Genomic DNA, 19,957 nt, shown 5'->3' with positions numbered 1-19,957 from the left:
TCATCTCTCCTTGAAAATCATTCTTATTACTTTCATATGCAAAAAGACCTTACCACATGAATGGTAAGGTCTGGCTAACAACGATTGTTGCCAACAAAGCCGAGAGCTTTACACTCTGGATTGACGACTTTGCTGTAAAAGCTACTCCCCTTAGAGGAATATGATATTACCTGTATTATAACGCATATATGTAGGCTTGTCATTTATTTTGCTCAATCACGAACAGTTTGACTAGATAATAGACTGGATACTCCTCCTTCATATTCTCTAGCCAGCTGGTCTAAAATCTCACGCATGGATTGTTTTCGGTCCACTGCTGTTACACTCTGACCAGCAGACCAAATATCCCGCCATGCTTTCACATCTGTGAGATGGGATAAATCTACATCCTTCCTTGGCTTTAAGGTTTTCGGATTAATTCCTTCTTTAATCAGGCTTGGAATTAGCACATTAGCGTGTACCCCGCTAAAGGAATCTGTATATAAAATATCCTCGATGGTTGATTCAATCACCATTTGTTTATATTCCTCTTGGGCACTGCTTTCCTCGGCAGTTAAAAAGCGGGTGCCCATGTAAGCATAATCCGCTCCCATTAATTTCGCTGCCGCTACATCAGCACCAGTCGTGATTCCTCCTGATAGAATAATAGTTCCATCATAGAATTGTTTAACGGCATGGATAAAGGAAAATGGATTTAGCGTACCGCCGTGGCCACCTGCCCCAGCACTAACGAGAATCAGACCATCTACACCGGTTTGGGCGGCCTTTTTCGCATGCTTCACATTGGCAACATCTGAATAAACCAATCCTCCATAGCGATGAACCACCTCAATGACATCACCTGGATGACCTAGGGAGGTTATGACAATTGGCGGCTCATATTGTTCAATTAATTGGAGGTCATCATCATATCGTTTATTTGATTTCTTATGACAGATAAAGTTTACAGCCCATGGTTCGTCATCAAGCTTTGATTTGACCTCTTCCATCCACTCTGCACATTTAGATACGGGTCTTGCATTTAATAGCGGGAAGGAACCAATCGCACCACCCTTTCCTGCTTCAATTACCATTTCCGGAGTAGAAACGAGAAACATAGGAGCTACAATTACTGGTATTTTAGACATGCTCGATCACCATCGCAATTCCTTGACCGCCACCAATACAGAGACTGGCTACGGCATATTTTTTATTTAATCGACGTAGTGCATATGCAGACGATAATAGAATTCTAGCACCACTAGCACCAACAGGATGTCCGAGAGCAATAGCGCCCCCATAGATATTGGTTTTGTCGCGGTCTAGCCCAAGCTCCTTTTCTACCGCTAGATACTGTGCAGCAAAAGCTTCATTTACTTCTACGACATCCACATCATCTAACGTCAGATTCGCCCGACCTAGCGCCTTTTGAATGGCCGGAACAGGACCAATTCCCATAATCGTAGGATCTACACCTGCAACTGCCCAGGAAACAACACGAGCAATTGGCTTTAATCCATTTTCTTTCACAGCCTTCTCACTCGCAACAATCATGGATGCAGCTCCATCATTAATTCCAGACGCATTGGCGGCGGTAACCGTACCCTCAGATGTAAAGGCTGGACGGAGGTGACTCATTTTTTCTAGTGAGGCATCTGGTTTAATATGCTCATCCTCTTGAATCCAAACTGAGCCCTTTCTCGTTTTGACCTCAACCGGTACAATCTCCTCCGCAAAGACCTTCTCTCCCACCGCTTTAGCGGCCCGTTGATTAGATTCGACGGCAAATTGATCTTGCTCTTTTCGACTAATATTATGCTTGGTAGCAAGCTTTTCTGCTGTCATTCCCATACCTTTACCTGTATATTGGTCAGTCAGAGTAGCCGTTAGCATATCCTCAAACTCCAAATTGCCCATTTTAGCTCCCCCAAACCGTTGTTGAAAGTTGGAGTATGGAGATTGGGACATGTTTTCCGTTCCACCGGCGAGTACAACATCAGCATCACCTGTTAAAATATGCTGTAAACCGCTCACAACAGCCTGAAGACCTGAACCACATAACCGATTTAACGTTAGGGCTGGTACCTCCTGTGGGATTTGACTGTTCAGGCCAATATGCCTTGACACATAGGAAGCATTTTTCTCCGTATGTATAACATTTCCATATAGGACATGGTCCACTTGTTCCGGGCTTAAGTTCGACCGTTTTATGGCCTCAACCGCAGTAGCCGTCCCTAACTCAGTGGCACCGACCTTTGCAAATGAGCCTCCGAATTCTGTAAATGCCGTCCTGGCTCCTTCAATTAAATAAACTTGACTCATAGAAAACTCCCCTTTTTGTTTTGATGAACTTCTTTTATTATTTTTTCATTTTGATAAACAGGTACAATCTCTATTGATTCAAATTTTTCTACAACCCAGTACATCGTCTCTTCAAAGCCAGTTTGTTTAAAGAGAGTGGATGTCTCACATTCATAAAGACTAGTAAAATTCCTGTCCCGCTCTATTCGGAATAAGTCTTTGGCTGATTTAGCGGAATCAGACAGCTTATAGTCGCCTTGTTTAACCAGGTGGTTCACAATTTGACCAGCCCCCACAAAATCCTCCATTGAAAATCGCCCCGCATTACCTGAGCAGACAATCACCACCGAGGAATCTCCCTGTTGTTCATGAATTCGCTCTGCTACTACATGTCCATTTACAATCGAAGACACGTACAGCTTTTGGGCATTTTTTGCTTTCTCAACAGCTTTCGTTCCATTTGTGGAGCAAATTATGGCTGTTTGATTTTCAACTGTTTTGTGAAAAAGTAATGGGTCTGGATATTGAAAGCCCTCTATTAAATCACCATTGGATTCACCTAAAAGAACATATGGCTCTTCTAGTTGTTTGGCAATCCTTAAAGCATTTTCAGCATCCTTCACGGTGTATACCGATTCATAGTTCTGGTGTAGTAAATGTGTAATGGTAGTCGTCGCTAGAAAAACATCCACGACAACGACAGTACAATGTTTTACTGCATCAGAATCAACTAATTCCTTTTGTGTAATAACATTAATTTTTCGCATGTACTCAACCTTTTGCTATGATTTTTTACAATTGTTCTCTAATTTCTAACTTCGCGATATCTCGTAAATGAACTTGGTCAGGACCATCCACAATACGTAAAGTTCTTGCATCAGCCCAATAGGCTGCAAGTGGAAAATCATCTGATACCCCTGCAGCTCCAAATATTTCGATAGCGCGATCAATGACATTTAGCGCCATTCTCGGGGCGGCAATCTTAATCATGGCAATTTCTTTTCTAGCGGCTTTTGCCCCTTCTTGGTCAATTTTATTTGCAGCATGTAAGGTTAATAATCTTGCTTGTTCAATTTCTAGTCGGCTTTCGGCAATTTGCGCCCGCACTACCCCTTTATCAACCAATTTGGAATGGAAGGCCTCCCGACTATTTGCGCGTTTCACAAGAAATTCAAGTGCTCGTTCAGCCTTGCCAATGGCGCGCATGCAGTGGTGAATTCGACCTGGACCTAATCTTCCTTGAGCAATTTCAAATCCTCTACCCTCTCCTAATAGCATATTGGAAGCTGGGACACGAACATTGTTATAGTGGATTTCCGCATGCCCATGTGGAGCGTGGTCATAGCCAAATACGGGCAAATGTCTTTTCACCTCTACCCCTGGAGTATCAAATGGAACTAGAATCATAGATTGCTGCTTATGTTTTTCTGCATGGGGATCGGTTTTTCCCATCACAATCGCAATCTGACAGCGTGGGTCTAGAGCTCCTGTTGACCACCATTTTTTGGCGTTAATGACATACTCATCTCCGTCCCGTTCAATGCTACTTTGTATATTGGTCGCATCAGATGAGGCAACATCAGGCTCTGTCATCGAAAAAACAGAGCGAATTTCTCCTTTGAGTAAAGGTTCGAGCCATTTTTTCTTCTGCTCCTCCGTCCCGTATTTCACCAATACCTCCATATTTCCGGTGTCAGGAGCATTACAATTAAATATTTCTGGAGCAATCGGGGATCGTCCCATAATTTCGCAAAGGTGGGCATAGTCATAATTGGATAAACCTTTTCCATACTCTTCATCTGGTAAAAATAAATTCCACAGTCCCTTCGCCTTTGCCTTTACTTTTAGCTCTTCCATGATAGGTGGAACTTGCCATCGGTCTTCTTGCGCTTTTAGCTGCTCCTCAAAAACACTTTCATTTGGATAAACATTTTCCTCCATAAAATCTAGTAATTCTTCTCTTAAATGCTGTGCTTGAGACGAAAGTTCTTTTAACATTATTAATCCCCTTTCAATCTATAATAGACTCTATTACTATATATTCCTTTACTTGTTATATCATGATAGGTATGCGCTTTCATTTAATTATCTGAATTTTCTCCTTTAATTATACAATAATAAGGACTTAAGTTAAATGCTTAAATCTTACAATCTTTTCCGTTTACGTTTCTCATAAAAATAGGAAGTGATATAATACTCAATATAACCTTTGACCGAAAGTTGGTACAGCACGTGGGAACTTCAACATTATCAAACTCAAAATCCACGACTAAAAGAGGATTTGTACTCGCATCCATTGTAATAGGAATGTTTATGGCAGCCATTGAAGGGACCATTGTGTCTACGGCTATGCCTAGTATTGTTGCTGATTTAGGTGGGTTTAGTTATTTTAGCTGGGTTTTTTCTATATTTCTATTAATGCAGGCTGTCACCATTCCGATTTATGGGAAGCTTGCCGATCTATTTGGTCGTAAGCCGGTTTATTTTCTAGGGGTAATCATCTTCCTCGTCGGCTCCATTCTTTGTGGATTGGCCACTTCTATGCCGTTATTAATCGCTTTTCGTTTTATTCAAGGAATTGGAGCTGGCGCTGTACAGCCGATTGCGTCCACAATTGTTGGAGATATTTATTCGATTGAAGAGCGTTCCAAAATTCAAGGCTACCTAGCAAGTGTGTGGGGCATTTCCTCGATCGTTGGGCCTGCACTAGGAGGTATTTTTGTTGAGTATATCCATTGGGCTTGGGTGTATTGGATCAATATTCCGTTTGGCATTTTGTCCTTGATTGGCATTTCGCTTTATTTACATGAAAATGTAGAAAAGAAAAAGCATTCCATCGATTATGTAGGGTCTGGTCTGTTGTTTGTTTCTATTTCTGCTCTGATGCTCGCCTTTATTCAGGGTGGGGTTGCCTGGAGCTGGACGTCTCTGCCTAGTCTGTTTCTGATGGCTTTATTCGTACTCGGCATGGGATTGTTTTTACTTCAGGAAAAACGTGCACTGGAGCCAATGATGCCACTCAAATTGTGGCGTAATCCTATTATCGTGATTTCGAATGTGGGTTCGCTCACAACAGGAATGATTATGATTGGTGTCATTAGTTTTATTCCCACCTATGTCCAGGGAGTAATGGGCTATTCGGCTATTGTTGGTGGGTTCTCCCTTGCGATGATGTCCATCGGCTGGCCTGTTTCTGCTACGATTGCAGGTAAAGTATTGATTCGGCTAGGCTATTTAAAAAATGCTTTAATTGGCGGATTTGGACTAATTATTGGTTCCATTTTACTCATCACCTCTGAGCCTGCCTTTGGACCTATTTGGGTTGGTATTGGCTCATTTTTCATCGGCGTTGGAATGGGTTTTACGACCACCACGTTTACTGTTTCCGTTCAGAGCAGTGTTGAATGGAGGGTTCGCGGGGTCGCGACGGCATCCAATATGTTCATGCGCATCGTCGGCAATACCGTTGGGATCTCTTTGATGGGAGGTATTTTAAATACTCGATTAGCTCACTTTTTAGAGACTCATTCCAATAAACTTGGTGGAATTGATTTAGACATTACTAATCAAATGCTTGATGCCGAGGAAAGGCAGAAATTTGCTGATGATACATTGGCATTATTACAGGAAGGGCTTAACATCTCCATGCATTATGTATTTTGGGGATTTTTAGTTTTAGCCATCATGAGTCTAATTGCTGTTTCCTTTTTTCCAAATGGCATAAAAACTAACAAACAACTTTAAACCATCCTACCACTTTTTAGTATAATGAAAGTAACAAGACAAAAGAGGTGCAAGATCCATGAGCGGAATTGTAGGATACATTGGCGAACGATCAGCTCAAACGATTTTAATTAATTGTTTGATGAATTTAGAATATCGCGGGTATGACTCGGCAGGACTAGCCATTTCCAACCGACATCATATCGAAATGCGTAAAGAAAAAGGAAGAATTCAGGACCTTGAAGCATCCATTCAACTGGATCCCATGACAGAAGGAAGTCTCGGGATTGGCCATACACGCTGGGCCTCTCACGGTACTCCATCTGCTACGAATTCTCATCCATTAACAGATGAGAATGAAAAGTTTTTTGTCGTCCATAATGGCATTATCGAGAATAATCATCAATTAAAAAAGAGTTTAATTGCGGATGGATATGTGTTTACAACTGATACCGACACCGAGGTCATCCCCCATCTGCTGGCCAAATATGATACAGGTGACTTTAAGGAAACGGTTCGCATGGTTTTACCTATGCTGAAGGGCTCCTTTGCATTAGCCATTATGTCACAATCAGATCCCGGTACGATTATTGGTATTTCTCAGGAAAATCCGTTAATCCTAGGCTATGGGGAACGCGAAGCCTTTCTTTCTTCGGATATTTCTGCTCTATTGAGCTATACAAAGGAAATTTATCCAATCAAAAACGATCAAATGGCTATATTAAAAGAAGGTAACATATCCATTGAAACATTGGATGGAACACAGGTACATCCTGAAAAAGCATCGATTGATTGGGATGAAACGGAATTTGAATTGCACCAGTATGATCATTTTATGCTAAAGGAAATATTGGAACAACCTACATCGATTCAACAAACCCTAGAAAATCGTCTAGAGGATGGTCATGTGAAATTACCAGAATTAGAGGCTTTCTTTGAGGAGCATGATTTACACGCATTTCGAAAAATCGATATCATCGGCAATGGCACCTCCTACCACTCAGGAATGGTTGGAAAAAGTATTTTGAGCAAGATGATTAACCTGCCGATTGAGGTCTCCATTTCATCAGAATTTACCTACGAGCATGGCGCTTTGGATGATTCCAATCTTATTATTATCTTAAGTCAATCAGGTGAAACAGCGGATACCTTGTCAGCTTTAAAAGAGGTCCAATCCTATGGTGCTAAGACCATTGCGATAACCAACAATAATCGGAGTAACATTGCCCGTAAAGCTGATTGTACGGTGTGCACCAATGCAGGATTAGAACTCGCTGTACCTGCAACAAAGGCCTACACCTCTCAGATTACTGCCCTGTTATTACTAGCCATTTCGTTAACGGAAAAGCTAGAGGGGCCAGGAGCTAAGGATATTCCAGAGCTCGTTGATGCGTTAACGGATTTACCTAATGTTGTTGATCAGTCACTAGTGATGACTCAGGACGCCATTGACCGCTTCGCACAAGTGACAGATGACCAGGATCACCTATTTTTGATGGGACGTGGACTGGATTATGTACTGGCACTAGAAGGAGCCTTAAAAATCCAGGAAGTCGCCTATTTGCACGCAGATGCCTATGCTGCTGGTGAAGTGAAGCATGGCACGATGGCTTTAATCACGCCAGGTGTACCCATTATTGCCCTTTCTACACAGCCTCATTTACGGGAAAAAATGGTCAGTAATATACGTGAGCTGAAAACCCGTGATGCTTATGTAGTCGGCGTTACCACGGTTGGAGATGTGGAAATTGGAGAAGTTGTTGACCAAGTGCTTTATATTCCAGAAGCGCATCCATTTTTAATGCCAATTGTCGCCGCCATCCCTCTTCAGCTACTGGCTTATTATGCAGGAACTGTGCGAGGATATAATGTAGATCGGCCTAGGAATTTGGCGAAGAGTTTAACGGTTGAATAATGTTATTGTAATTGTGATGGGGAGAATGGTTAAGGACGGCGTCAGTTCCTTTCCACGCTCCCCATTTTATACCTTAGTCAACATTCTACTTTTTTCTACAAAATTCATTCTTCCATACATGAAAACTGCCCAATTTGGTTAGGATAAAAAATGAGACATGAGGATATTGGCAGGTGAAATTATGCGAAGAAGGATTTATCGTATCGGCTTCTTCATCACGTCCTTGTCTATTCTCTTCAGCCCTATTCAGTTGGCTGCGGAGGAAGATGATGGTGTCCAGGGGATTCATCATGATTGGGAGGAAGTACATAGACATCAAGAGGAGAAATTAGTCGATACGTTTAAGAAAAAAATTAAAACATTAGTCAGTCATCATTACCATGATTATCATGTGTACCGCACCATTACGGTGTATACCTATAAATGTAACCTACATGGTGAGTACAAAACGAAAGCTGATATTTCCGATAAGAGAGTTGAAAAACAGCCCCATTAGCATGTATTTCCCAAACATGCTAATGGGGTTTCCCTTATAACCACGTATTCACATTACTAAATACTATTAGAAGTAATAAACTGATAAAACCTAAAGAACTTAGGGTATAAATAAAATCATTGCGATTAGACGAGTATTTCCATTCCATATATGCCCGTGTAAATTCCTGAATATAAATAAACAAGAAACTAATAAAAGCTGGTGCAAGAACTGGATATCGCATGTCGGGATAAACGATTAGCGTTGCGAAAGATCCTACGATTATGGCAATCATCATAGCAATGCGGATTCCCCAGTCTATTTTGCCATGTTTCTCGTTCACAAAATCATTAAACGCAAATAGCTTTCTTTTTTTCACCTTTAATTTTTTTCTTAGGATTAGGTTAAAAAGGTAAACAAGAAGAGAGAAGAGCGTTAAAATGATTGCGCCTATTAAGAGACCATTTAAATCGATTCGTTGTGCATAATAGCTTTCCACAGTATTCTCCTCCCTCTTACGTTTTAATCTAGTTCGTGTTTAAATACATAGCTTACCTTGTCGTAATCCATCTTGTCTTCATAAAACCGATGGGCTTCTTTACGTTTAAGCCCCGAGGAAAGAGCCACACTCTCAAAGCCATTATTATCGCCCCAATTATGTACATAGTTTAATAGTTTCTCCCCATAGCCTTTTGATCGTTGATGTTGATCCGTTACCAAATCACATACCCAAATAAATCGTCCATAATAGAGCGTGACCATTGGGTGGAATCCGATGACAGCAACTATATCATCCTCATCAAATAATGCAAACATTTTATACCCTTCCTTTTGTTGTGCCTCCTCTACCAACTCTACGTATTGGGATTCATCTAAATGCGCCCGTAGCTGTTTCATAACTGGATAAGCTTGCAATACTTCCTCACGCGACATCATTTCCTTAATCGTTAACGTATTCATATTTTGCTCACTCCTTAAGTGAATCCTTTAACACTTTAAAGCAAGTGGGGTCTGTCCCCACTTGCACTAATGCGTTACCGTGTTAAAGAAATATAATTGGGTTTCTTTGACGGTTTCTCCTGTTAGGGTCTGCCAGGCTTGTTGATAGAAATCTATTTGTCCTTGATAAAACGCCTTAAGCTTTTCTATATCCTCATCACTCTTCACCCGATCTGTTTTATAATCCAAGATCTTCCACTCGCCATTCGTTTTATAAACAAGATCAATAATCCCTTTTACAAAGTACGATTCCACCTGCTCATTCGTTTCAATCTGAGCGTATAATTTATCTCCCTTCTGAACACGAAATCTAAAAGGTACCTCTGTTAACACTTCTTCTGCCTGCTGAATCTCCTTCCAAGCATCTGCATTTTTAAAGGTTTCAATGTAAGACCAGACCTCGGACTCACGCTCTAAGGACTCGTTATACTTCTCCAATATATTCCGCACAAAATTGGTAACATCTTCTCCCTTTACTACCCTTTCCATCACCTCATGAATGATGGTACCCCATTCCTTTCCACCGCCAGATTCGCGCGCAATATTTAAAACGTTCTCGTAATCCTTATCGGCAGTTGGACTCCACGATTCATAGGTTGGGCGTTTACTATCCTCAAGCCAATCGAGCATACCACCTGTTTGTGTGCGATAGTCCTGTAATGTAACTAGATTAGTCACCTGTTCAGATTCCTCAGAAACTGACTCCTCTAACTCAATCATTTCAAGCCCTTCCACGCCTAATAGGGATTTCCACGGATTCTTGTTATTGTTTTTCGCACTTGAGCTGATTACTAAAGCCTTCTCCGCTCTTGTTGCTGCCACATACAAAATCCTTACCTCTTCCTCTGTTAAATAACGCAGCTCCTCCTGCTTAAAATCCTCCCAATGAAGAGGCAAAGCGATTGGTTTAGATTGAAAACCCTTTTTCACAGAAAAGGAGAAATAGCCCTTTGATTCGTAGTCCTCTCGCTTAATATGCTTCGATAAAAAGGACTCAGGCTTTACCTGTTTAATTGGGTGGGCCAGATATACAATTGGTGCCTCAAGCCCCTTCGCCTTATGGACATTCATGATCCGAACTGCATCTGCCTCCTCCTCTAAATTAGCTACTACCGTTTTTTCTTCCACCATTTCCGTAAATAAATCACAAATTGCCTTATAGGTTGGCGTCCCGTTTGACTCTTGATTTCTCAATGCCTCTAGGATTTGCAGTAAGCTTTTATGAGCCCTCTTCCCATGCTTGTTGGCTAGTAATAAAGGGTAAAAACCTACATCCTCAATCATTTTTTCAATGGCTGTGGTAGGAAGATACTGCTGAATCCACTTTTGATAGGTTTGTAGCTTCGTTAAGGCGAGCTCAAATTTCGCTTTTATTTCGTCCGGCAATGAAGCTGGAAGATGACTGTAGATAGAGAATCTCCCCCCCGACTCCTTCCATTGATAAAGATCATCATCGCTAACCCCAAAAAACATTCCTCTAAGTGTGGCAACGAGAGCTACTTCATCTGTAGGATCTAAAAACGTCTGCAATAATATGGCTAGCTCCCGAAATTCAACGGTTTCCCCAATCACCATTTCACCACTCACACTAACGGGGATCCCCTCGTTCTCTAGCATTTGGGCATAGGTAGCAATTCCATCATTATAGCGAGTAAGAACCATAAATTCCTTAGCGTCATGGCCTTCTTTCATCAATTGTTTAATCGATTGGACGATATTCTCCGCATCCTTTTCCATTACATCGTCTTTCCGAGTATATTCAGATGGTACCGTTAATTGTTTAATCCCTGAAAAGGCTTGTCCATCGTCCTCCTTAAACGCATGTAAAGGACGATACGCAGCTTGATAGACCGTTTCATCCTCTGGTAGAAACTCCTGAAATACTGTATTTAATTTTTCCGTTACTGCATCAAGAGTTCGGAAATTCATAGTTAGCTGAAGTACTTCTCCACCATGCTCAATCATGAGCTCTTTGACTCGATTATACGTATCCATATCTGCTCTTCGGAATCGATAAATCGCCTGTTTTGGGTCTCCTACAACAAATAAGGAGCCTGGTATTGGCTTACACTTTGTCCATACCTGTTCATGATGGTCCTCACTTGTTAAATAAAACATAATCTCGGCTTGGATCGGGTCAGTATCCTGGAATTCATCCACAAGTAAGGAGCGATACTTCTGTTGAAAATAACGACGTACCTCAGCATTACCTTTCAATAGTTCACTTGTTTTCAGCAAAAGATCCTGAAAGTTAAGCAGTGAACGTTCACTTTTAAGTTGCTCGTATTCTCTTAAAGCCCCTCTTAGGAATGAAATGACCACAGGATGACAAAATTCCTTCCAATTTTGGATTAAGGGCTTAATTTTCACATCCACTAGCCCTGAAAATTTGTCATGATAAAATTCCGCATCCTCTCGATTTTCCCAACGGTTAAAGGTAGGCTTTAAGTTTTTATTAAATAACTCAAACAGCTCCATGATTTCTTTATCCTGAGATTCGTCTAGATGTCTTATTCGTTGTAAGCCTTGATGAATCGCAGTCTGTAATTTGTCATAGCCTTTTGGAGGCTCCTGTTTAGGGAGTGCCCTTCTTGCTTCCTGTAAAAGGGATTTTAATGATTGTAATGCTTCATCTAAATCTGGTTTAGCTACGTTAGCAGTCACCCACTCCACATCAGGGTATTCCTTCATGGTACGTACACAGCTATATAGATCATCAACCTTTAAGCCTAATTCATGTAAATGCTCAAGTTCCTGGGGCCTGTCCTCCTGAAGCACATGCAAATATTGCTGCCAAGCTTCCTTTAGTAAATCGTTGTCATCCTCCTCTTCAAGCTCCTGGAAGCTTAAGTCGAATTTGGCTTCAATGGGACGTTCCCGAAGTAACTTTGCACAAAAGGAATGTACGGTACCAAGAAAGCTTTGGTCGATATTTTGCAGGGCATGGGAAAGCCGAGCCTGAATTTCTGGATCCTCTTCCTTCTTCCAAACCCTCTCTAATTCTGCTTGGAACCTTAGCTTTAATTCATCTGCCGCCTTACGAGTAAACGTGATCGCAACAATTTCGTTGATCTGACAAAACCCAGAGTAGATTAGATTCACCATACGACTAACTAAGCTCGTGGTTTTCCCTGAACCTGCTCCAGCCTCAACGAGAAAATTCGTTGATAAATCCTTGGTAATCTTACTACGTGACGCCTGATCCACAATCTCTTTACTCATAAGACCTTACCCCCTTAAGCTTCAAGACACCCTCTTTGCTTTGATCCATTTGCTTTGCCTTTAATATATCTTGATCATATAAATTTCGTCGGCATATCGATTTTAGCTCACAAAATTTACAGTCATTCTCGTCATCCGTCATGGAAAAATGTCCATGCTTAATCACATCAATTAACTTTTCTAGAATATCGTGTCCATTGGTTCTGAGCGTTTCATCCTGCTGCCGTACATATCTCTGTCCCTGTCCCTTAGCAGTTGGAAAATAATAGGAGCTTTCTAAAACTGACCCTTCCTCCAGCTGCAACTGCTGTTCAATGGCTAGTGCATAAATAAAATGCTGCAGTTGTCTTCCGCCTTTAAAACGCTCTTGATCACGATAGTTATACGTACTACCTGTTTTATAGTCAATAATGTGGTAATGCCCTGAGGTCGATTGGTCCACACGATCTATTTTTCCAGAAACATGAATCGTATCGTTCGATGGTAACGTCACAACTGCAGGGACTTCACCATTGACGCCAAAGGTATATTCAAAGTAAAGCGAATCATATTCTTCGGCATATTCCTCCTCTTCCTTGAGGAAAATTTTACACGCCTGAAGAATATCCTCTACCTCCCGCTGGAAAACACGCTCACTAGGAGGTGGCTGAATGTCCTTTTGCTCCTGGATAAGCTGATTAGCAAGCTCTAACAGCCCATCCACATGTTGATCATAAGAAGGCTTAACCTCTTTTTCCTTAATCGTCTGATAGTAGGTTTCAAAAATTTTGTGCAGTAACGTTCCTCGCGTAGCCGGGGCTAACCAAGTAGATGGATCATACGATATTTCCTCAATTGGCTTAACCTGCAATATTTCTGTTAGGAAATAAGCATAGGAACATGTAGCCAAGGCTTCGAGTTTTCCTGCGGTCATGGTTCTGTCCTTATTCACCCTCGGGTCATAACGGTCAACATCAATGTTCACCTGACCATCAAAAGCCGTAAAGACACCTTCTATTCGCGCAGCTTCAGCATACAGCCCTGACTCAATATTTTCATATTCATGTAGCAGCTTATCCTCAACCTTTTGCTCCACATCCAATTCTAGCCTTCCACTCCAATAATCCTTGACCTCCAATGGCTCTTCAGGAATCAAAGGAGCAGGCATAGATTTGATATCTTGAAATTCAGCTTCATGATTGTCAGAGACTAGTCGATAGCATTGGAGAAAGAAATGAGATGGACTGACTGCCCGATTATCATTTACATTATAGCGACTAAAGCTTACCGAAACATTTCCCTCTATTTGAGCAAGCAGCTGCAACATCTTATACAGGTTTTCCTTTCCCGCGTCTTGTAGCCTAGGCAGGTGATGACTGAGTTTTTCTCGTTCCTCGTCCAATAACAGCGGATCCTCACTTGGAGCCCCAGGGAAAGAATGATGATTAACTCCCACAATAAAAACGTTTTTCCGATTATTGTATAACCCATTCTTGTACGAGGTTAAGTGAATATGACCTGGCTTTGGTCTAGATTTGTAAATTCGTATCGTAAGGATTAAGTCCTTCACTTTTTCAAAAGCATCATAAAGTGACAATGTTACATTAGCGAATGGTAAAATTGTTTCTATTTTTTCAATCATGGCATCCTTTGCCGACTCATCCATGGCTGAAAATGTTCTAGTATAATGCTTAGTGACATACGAAACAGCATTTAGTAGTTCTTTATAGGAAAGCTCGACCTCAATGTTTGGAAGTCGTTTAAACAGCTTTGTAAACCAACTCTTCAACCAGGTTATATCTTGAATCTGTTTTTCATAGTATTCCTTTTGTTCGTCGCTAATGGACGGAGATACTTTGGCTTGGTAATCCTGAATCATTAGATCCAACCGTTCACGATAGCGGTTAGGATCCCAGCCAATATTTGCTTTCCGTAAAAGCTTCGTAATTCTCGTTTTAGATGGAGCACCTTCAGGTAAATCAAGAACCCCTTCATGTAAAATCTCATTAAAGGCCTTGACACTATATTGCTCCTTCATCCACTTCAATAGGCCAATGACCAAACGACCAGGCCGACTAAACGATATGGGCAGTCCTTCTCCATACGTAACGGGTAGATTATACTTTTCTGATAGCTGATAAACCGTTGTAATATACGGGTCTGGCTGAGCATAAAAAATAATACTTTCATCGAACGGAATCCGATTGTTTTTTAAGGTGGAGAAAATATGTTTTAACTCCACCTCTTCTGTTTTACTTGTAAATAACGATAGGTTAGGTTTTTCCGTTAAATCCTCTAATTGATATACATAACTAAATGGTGTAGGCTCACTCCACGCAATCGAACGTAATGAGCCATGTTCAGGTGCAGGTATCCCATAAACCTTAGGTAAAGGCAATTTATGTACCTGGCTTGGTAGAAGTTCTTCTAGGAGTTGATATTCTAATTCCGTTAAATTTAGATTGGATTGTAAAATAAAAATGGCTTGAGGCGTTTTCTTGGTGTGGTGAATAGCTTCCATATAAAGGGCCGCATCATCCTTTAAGCGATGCGTATCTAAAAGCTGTTCATATTCTTTCATGATGAGCTCAATATCCTTTGCTTTTTGTATAGAAATAAATGCTTCTTGATTAAATTTTTGACTTGTATACCCCGCTAAGCGTAAGTCAGTAATCATTTGAAAAATGGACCGACTAAAGGAAGGGGTTATTTCAATCCCGTTAAAATAGGTTAATTCACCTTGCTCCTGCATTTTCGTTAATAAACCGTAAAGCAAATGATTTCCTATCACTGGATCTAGTTCTTTAAATGGCTTTTTTGCTTGGAGTAATAGGCTGTCCATCGCAAGGTCCTTAACAGTCTTCACTTTCACGTTCATGGCCTGATAACCAGCCTCTAAAAAGGCCTGATTGATTTGATCTCCAATTCTATGTGAGTCCACAACCAGGATTTTTTCTTGAATTGGATGATCCTGGCATATTCTTTGTAGCTCTTCGACAAAGGCTTGCATCAAATCCCCTCCTCCAACATCTACTTACATTATCCTATTTATTACCATAACGCGCAAATAGATAGTTTTTTATATTTACGAACATTCTAATAAACAAAATGAAATTGTTACAAGAGCACTTTAATCCTTCTAAGCAACAATTCCTTTGATATTTGAATTTTTGTTTACTTAACGACTTATTGAACAACTGCTATAATTGTGAAAAAGTGCAGCAAAGCTGAAGTAGGAGGTCGTCCATGTCTACTCAAGAATTCCTTCAACTACTACGAGAAAACACTATCTATCGTGTGATAACTGGTTCCACCGCATACGGACTTAATGTTGAGCATTCCGACATAGATGAAAAGGCATTCGTCATTCTACCTCCCACAAGAGCCTTCACACTTGGTAAAGAGTGGGAAACTGATACCTTCCATAACCCTGATATTGAATTCCACTCTCTAAAAAAGGCGATGAATTTACTTAACTCACAAAATCCTACAATACTCGAGACCCTATTTGTTTCCCAACCTTTCGTCGTGAAACAAACAAAGCATGGGAAATGGATCAGAGAAAATCGAGAGCTTTTTCTTTCTCAAAACTGTTATCATTCCTTTGGAGGCTATGCTAAGGATCAGCTTATGAGAATTAAAAACGGACTTCAGAAAGCGACGCCAAATGAGCAGCTGGAGCATTTAGAATACAAACTTAACCAAATGGTTAGCGAAATGAAGGAAAGATACCCAGCTTTAGAGGATGGAATGATACAAGTTCAGCACATATCTAAGGATTCAAAGGGTAACCCTCAATCAAATCTGTCTGTCCAATTTAATCAGATCTCTTTGACGGAACTTAATGGAATTACGACTGAATTAACCAATGCACAAAAAAGCTATTCAAAAAAAGACAGACAAACAAAAAAACCGACAGAGCAGTTGTATAAGCATGCCATGCACCTGCTTCGTTTGTTGATGATGGGCACTGAGATATTAAAGGAAGGTCGGTTAACCGTTTACCAAGAGAAACAGCAAACCTTTTTGAAGGGTATTCGTAACCAGGAATATAGCTGGGATGAGATTTTTACGATAGCTGAGGACCTTTTTGAAAAACTAAGACAAGCCAAAGAACAGACGATATTGCCGAAAAGTACAGATAAATCCAAAATCAATAAGCTATATACTGATATTATTCAGAATTATTACGGTTTGTCTTAATGAACATAAAAATAGATGGATGAGATTACTCCCTCCACCTATCCGTATCTTTTACTTTTTTAATTCACTTCGATCCGCAACCATAGGGGGTTGTTCCATCCAGTTGTTTCTGATCATAATATTTGCACCATCCTCGGAATATTTCTGTACTTCCAAGGATAAACGATTGTACATAACACCAAGGTCAAGTCTTGGGCTTTGAGCTATACCGGTACCATAATAGGTCGTACTTAAACCTGTTAACGCTGATGTGAAGTACATTATAATACGATCGGAAAATGTATAAGTTGTACTATCCGTCACCTCAGCTGTCCATGTAGCAGGCACAGGTAAATCGTCGTCTTCAAGCTTTCCGGCAAATACTTTAACATGCTTTTTAGCAATTTCAATCCCACGTTTAATATGCTTTTTAACTTCCTGAGATTCTGCAACCTGACCAAAACCAGTATGTGTAGCAATGCCTAAAGCATTTCGCTGGATATTGGCGTACAGATTGGTGGCCTCACTCGCAATTAAAGGCCGCTTATCTCCAAGGACATCAAAAATAAAACCTTGTCCTTCCACATTATTCGCTTCCTCTACTTTTGGCAACGATGCCGACCTAACAAATAAACCCTTTGATAATAGAAGCCCTTTTGATCTCTTGAAGAGTTCCATAGTCTCATTTATGACTTTTATATAGTACTCCGTTATATCTGCTCGCGCAGAACCAGAAAGGCCACCACTATACATAAGTAGTCCAATTTTTGCCATCTGATGTAAATAATTCAAAATGTACGTATCCGAAAATAACCGAGGCGCATTAACATCTACATCTCTCTCTAGGCTAAAGCCCCGTGGGACCGCAAACTTTTCTTCTTTAAATATAGAGGATAATTTATCAATATGAATTTTTGACAAATCGAGAGCAAATTTAATAAGCTCTTTCAGTTCATCATCTTCAGCGGTTTCTAGGTAATATGTCAACATACAAACACTAGCACTGTCATTTAAATATTGATTCCATAATGGGGCGATTTCCGATGACGTTAATTGTACTTTCTTATCCTCTTTCATGAGAAAACCTCCACGAATTATAATTCTAATTCCTGTTTTGCCCCTTATGTTTTACAATTATGTATTAAATCCTCCTAAAGTAAAAAGACTATCCACTTATTTTAGATGGATAGCCTTTCTTCCATTAATATAATAATTCATAAACCTCGTGTAGCTGATAACCCCGTTCATGATCTCCTGATTCATTTGCATGGTGCATTTCCTTCAAAAGAATCTCACGCAAAATCCGGCTTTCTTCCTCATCTAAATCTCGAGAAAAAAGATTTTCGGACGTATATTCATTTTGAGTGATTTTTTCATCAATGTCACGAATGGCCCCAATTTCTTCGGTATAATTGGATAGCACCTCATGTAAATATGAAAGTGACTGATCCATGTCCAACACCTCCCTAGCTTCAGTAATGTTCCTAACGTTAGGATGGATTGTATATGCGGGAATATTCATCGACATTACCGCGAATTTCACCAAATTATAGCGATTTATGGTACAATCAGGAGAATTGCGTTGTCGGTACACCTAAGAAAATGTCATTCTTTGCGCTTGCCCAGGAAATATCACCATTTATTTCTCTAATAATTACCTAGGATTCTCACCATCTCATCCTCAATAACTCTTCCATCTTCCTCATCCACTAAATTATTTAGAATTATCGAAAAAATTAGTTTTTCCCCGCTGATGCTCTCCACATAACCAGATAAAGAGCTTACTGTAGATAATGTTCCTGTTTTCGCTTTTACGTTTCCGACGAGTGGCGGAGTATTCATTCGATATCTTAAAGTTCCACCCGCTAATTTTCCATCTACTCCTGCAACTGGCAAGGATTTTTCAAAGACTGGAAACCAATCCTCTCGTTGAGCAAAAAATAACAGCTGAGAAATTTCATTCGCTGGGACCAAATCGACATGCGAAATGCCTGAACCATCTCTTAACACGAGCGTTTCCGGATTAACACCAAAGCTATTGAGCTCCTGCTCTATCACTTCTAGACCCTTTTCCCAACTCCCCTCCCCTTTTTGTCTTTTACCAAGTTCTTTAACTAGTACCTCTGCATGTCCATTATTACTTAACTTCATAAAAGGAATGAGTAGCTGGGCTAAAGGAATGGATTGATGTGTGGCGAGATTTTTTGACTTTTTTGGCGTCTTAGAAAATGTAATCTTCCCCTCAAAATCTACTCCATTTTCTTTTAGCACTTGCTTAAAAACATTTGCTGCATAAGCTGTAGGATTCCATACCGAAATCCACTCCTTTTGGATAGGTGCACCTGCTGGGATTGTTCCTTTGATTGTTATTTGATTAGACCCATGTTCTCTATCAATGGTAATATCCTTTTCTGAGTCAGAAGAAACAGTATTTAACTCGTTTTCAATTTGTACATAATCTGTAGTTGGGGTGACCGAAATCCGAGCCCTATCTCCTACCTGATTTGCGGGCTTCACCTTTAGAAGTACAGTTCCTGCATCATAATCCTGATCCGGCGATAACGTTAACGCCGATACTTGAGCACCATAATATGTATGCTCGTCACTCCATGGCAAATCCTGTGAGTAACGAATATCATCAAACCACGTATCATCAGCTACTAAATCCCCTTCAATCTTCTCTACTCCCCTGTCTTTTAGCTTTGATACTAGCTTTTGCACATCACTTTTTCGTAACGTAGGGTCTCCTTTTCCTTTTATATAAATGTTTCCTTTTAACGTGTTATTTTTGATCGCACCATCTGTGAGCAATTCCGTTGAAAATGTGTGTTCCTTACCTAACTTCGATAAGGCTATAGCAGCAGTAAAAAGCTTTAAATTAGAGGCTGGCCGAAGTCGTACATCACCATTATGCTGATAGAGAATTACTCCCGTTGATGCGGACCGAACACTTATCCCTGCAATCGCTCCTTTTAGGCTAGGTTCATTTGTTAGAATTTTATGGAACTGTTCAGCTAATCGATCATCATTTGCTTGGACTACCTGATTGTTTTCACTAATATGTAAAAGGATGACGATACCTAAAATAACTAACACACAACCAGAAACAAGAAATTTCTTCATACAATCCCCTCTCTAAGTATGTTTTTATGTTATCATTGCCATCTTTGATTCATCCTAAT

Annotated in this window: 15 protein-coding genes; 4 read left to right on the top strand and 11 right to left on the bottom strand. The window is 40.4% G+C overall.

What is annotated here, in order from left to right; genetic code table 11:
* Positions 1 to 212 precede the first annotated feature (212 nt).
* From GH754_RS05885 to GH754_RS05870, 4 genes are read right to left on the bottom strand one after another with little or no spacing between them, the layout of a single operon-like run.
* The gene (locus tag GH754_RS05885; protein WP_153727811.1) at positions 213 to 1,127 is read right to left on the bottom strand and encodes an NAD(P)H-dependent flavin oxidoreductase; all 915 of its coding nucleotides are present in this window, start codon (positions 1,125 to 1,127) and stop codon (positions 213 to 215) included.
* Complete coding sequence (locus GH754_RS05880; RefSeq protein WP_153727810.1) at positions 1,120 to 2,301, bottom strand: acetyl-CoA C-acetyltransferase; 1,182 nt, start codon at positions 2,299 to 2,301, stop codon at positions 1,120 to 1,122. The genes GH754_RS05885 and GH754_RS05880 overlap by 8 nt, the downstream gene beginning before the upstream one ends.
* Positions 2,298 to 3,047, bottom strand: a complete 750-nt coding sequence (locus tag GH754_RS05875) for a 2-phosphosulfolactate phosphatase (protein WP_153727809.1) — start codon at positions 3,045 to 3,047, stop codon at positions 2,298 to 2,300. The genes GH754_RS05880 and GH754_RS05875 overlap by 4 nt, the downstream gene beginning before the upstream one ends.
* Before the next feature lie 25 nt (positions 3,048 to 3,072).
* Positions 3,073 to 4,278, bottom strand: a complete 1,206-nt coding sequence (locus GH754_RS05870) for an acyl-CoA dehydrogenase family protein (RefSeq protein WP_153727808.1) — start codon at positions 4,276 to 4,278, stop codon at positions 3,073 to 3,075.
* 234 nt (positions 4,279 to 4,512) lie between these two features.
* Between GH754_RS05870 and GH754_RS05865 the strand changes: the two genes are divergently transcribed.
* The 3 genes from GH754_RS05865 to GH754_RS05855 all read left to right on the top strand — a co-directional run bounded on the left by GH754_RS05865 (position 4,513) and on the right by GH754_RS05855 (position 8,414).
* Complete coding sequence (locus GH754_RS05865; RefSeq protein WP_323741875.1) at positions 4,513 to 6,024, top strand: MDR family MFS transporter; 1,512 nt, start codon at positions 4,513 to 4,515, stop codon at positions 6,022 to 6,024.
* A gap of 58 nt (positions 6,025 to 6,082) precedes the next feature.
* On the top strand, positions 6,083 to 7,918 hold the full coding sequence (glmS, locus tag GH754_RS05860) for a glutamine--fructose-6-phosphate transaminase (isomerizing) (protein WP_153727807.1): 1,836 nt from the start codon (positions 6,083 to 6,085) through the stop codon (positions 7,916 to 7,918).
* 181 nt (positions 7,919 to 8,099) lie between these two features.
* Entirely contained in the window at positions 8,100 to 8,414 is a 315-nt protein-coding gene (locus GH754_RS05855) for a hypothetical protein (RefSeq protein ID WP_153727806.1), read from the top strand.
* Positions 8,415 to 8,448: 34 nt separating this feature from the next.
* Here the strand turns inward: GH754_RS05855 and GH754_RS05850 are convergent, their stop codons facing one another.
* From GH754_RS05850 to GH754_RS05835, 4 genes are all read right to left on the bottom strand, one after another.
* Entirely contained in the window at positions 8,449 to 8,892 is a 444-nt protein-coding gene (locus GH754_RS05850) for a DUF4181 domain-containing protein (protein ID WP_153727805.1), read from the bottom strand.
* Positions 8,893 to 8,915: 23 nt separating this feature from the next.
* On the bottom strand, positions 8,916 to 9,353 hold the full coding sequence (locus GH754_RS05845) for a GNAT family N-acetyltransferase (protein ID WP_153727804.1): 438 nt from the start codon (positions 9,351 to 9,353) through the stop codon (positions 8,916 to 8,918).
* 66 nt (positions 9,354 to 9,419) lie between these two features.
* The gene (locus tag GH754_RS05840; protein WP_153727803.1) at positions 9,420 to 12,614 is read right to left on the bottom strand and encodes a UvrD-helicase domain-containing protein; all 3,195 of its coding nucleotides are present in this window, start codon (positions 12,612 to 12,614) and stop codon (positions 9,420 to 9,422) included.
* Positions 12,607 to 15,603, bottom strand: coding sequence for a PD-(D/E)XK nuclease family protein (locus tag GH754_RS05835; protein ID WP_153727802.1), 2,997 nt, complete (start codon positions 15,601 to 15,603; stop codon positions 12,607 to 12,609). The genes GH754_RS05840 and GH754_RS05835 overlap by 8 nt, the downstream gene beginning before the upstream one ends.
* Positions 15,604 to 15,839: 236 nt before the next feature.
* Between GH754_RS05835 and GH754_RS05830 the strand changes: the two genes are divergently transcribed.
* A complete protein-coding gene (locus tag GH754_RS05830; RefSeq protein WP_153727801.1) occupies positions 15,840 to 16,796 on the top strand; it encodes a DNA polymerase beta superfamily protein in 957 nt (318 codons plus the stop codon).
* Positions 16,797 to 16,847: 51 nt separating this feature from the next.
* On the opposite strand, the gene GH754_RS05825 is transcribed toward GH754_RS05830, so the two are convergent.
* From GH754_RS05825 to dacB, 3 genes are all read right to left on the bottom strand, one after another.
* Positions 16,848 to 17,852, bottom strand: a complete 1,005-nt coding sequence (locus GH754_RS05825; protein ID WP_153727800.1) for a DUF3231 family protein — start codon at positions 17,850 to 17,852, stop codon at positions 16,848 to 16,850.
* Positions 17,853 to 17,976: 124 nt separating this feature from the next.
* Positions 17,977 to 18,228, bottom strand: coding sequence for a sporulation protein (locus GH754_RS05820; RefSeq protein WP_153727799.1), 252 nt, complete (start codon positions 18,226 to 18,228; stop codon positions 17,977 to 17,979).
* A 194-nt stretch (positions 18,229 to 18,422) separates the two neighbouring features.
* Positions 18,423 to 19,898 carry a D-alanyl-D-alanine carboxypeptidase/D-alanyl-D-alanine endopeptidase gene (gene dacB, locus GH754_RS05815; RefSeq protein ID WP_153727798.1) on the bottom strand — a complete coding sequence of 492 codons (1,476 nt, stop codon included), beginning with the start codon at positions 19,896 to 19,898 and terminating at the stop codon, positions 18,423 to 18,425.
* Between the last annotated feature and the right edge of the window lie 59 nt (positions 19,899 to 19,957).

The sequence above is a fragment of the Salinibacillus xinjiangensis genome, assembly GCF_009649735.1.
Classification (GTDB): Bacteria; Bacillota; Bacilli; order Bacillales; family Alkalibacillaceae; genus Salinibacillus; species Salinibacillus xinjiangensis.
This window is presented reverse-complemented; position numbering and strand designations above follow the sequence as displayed.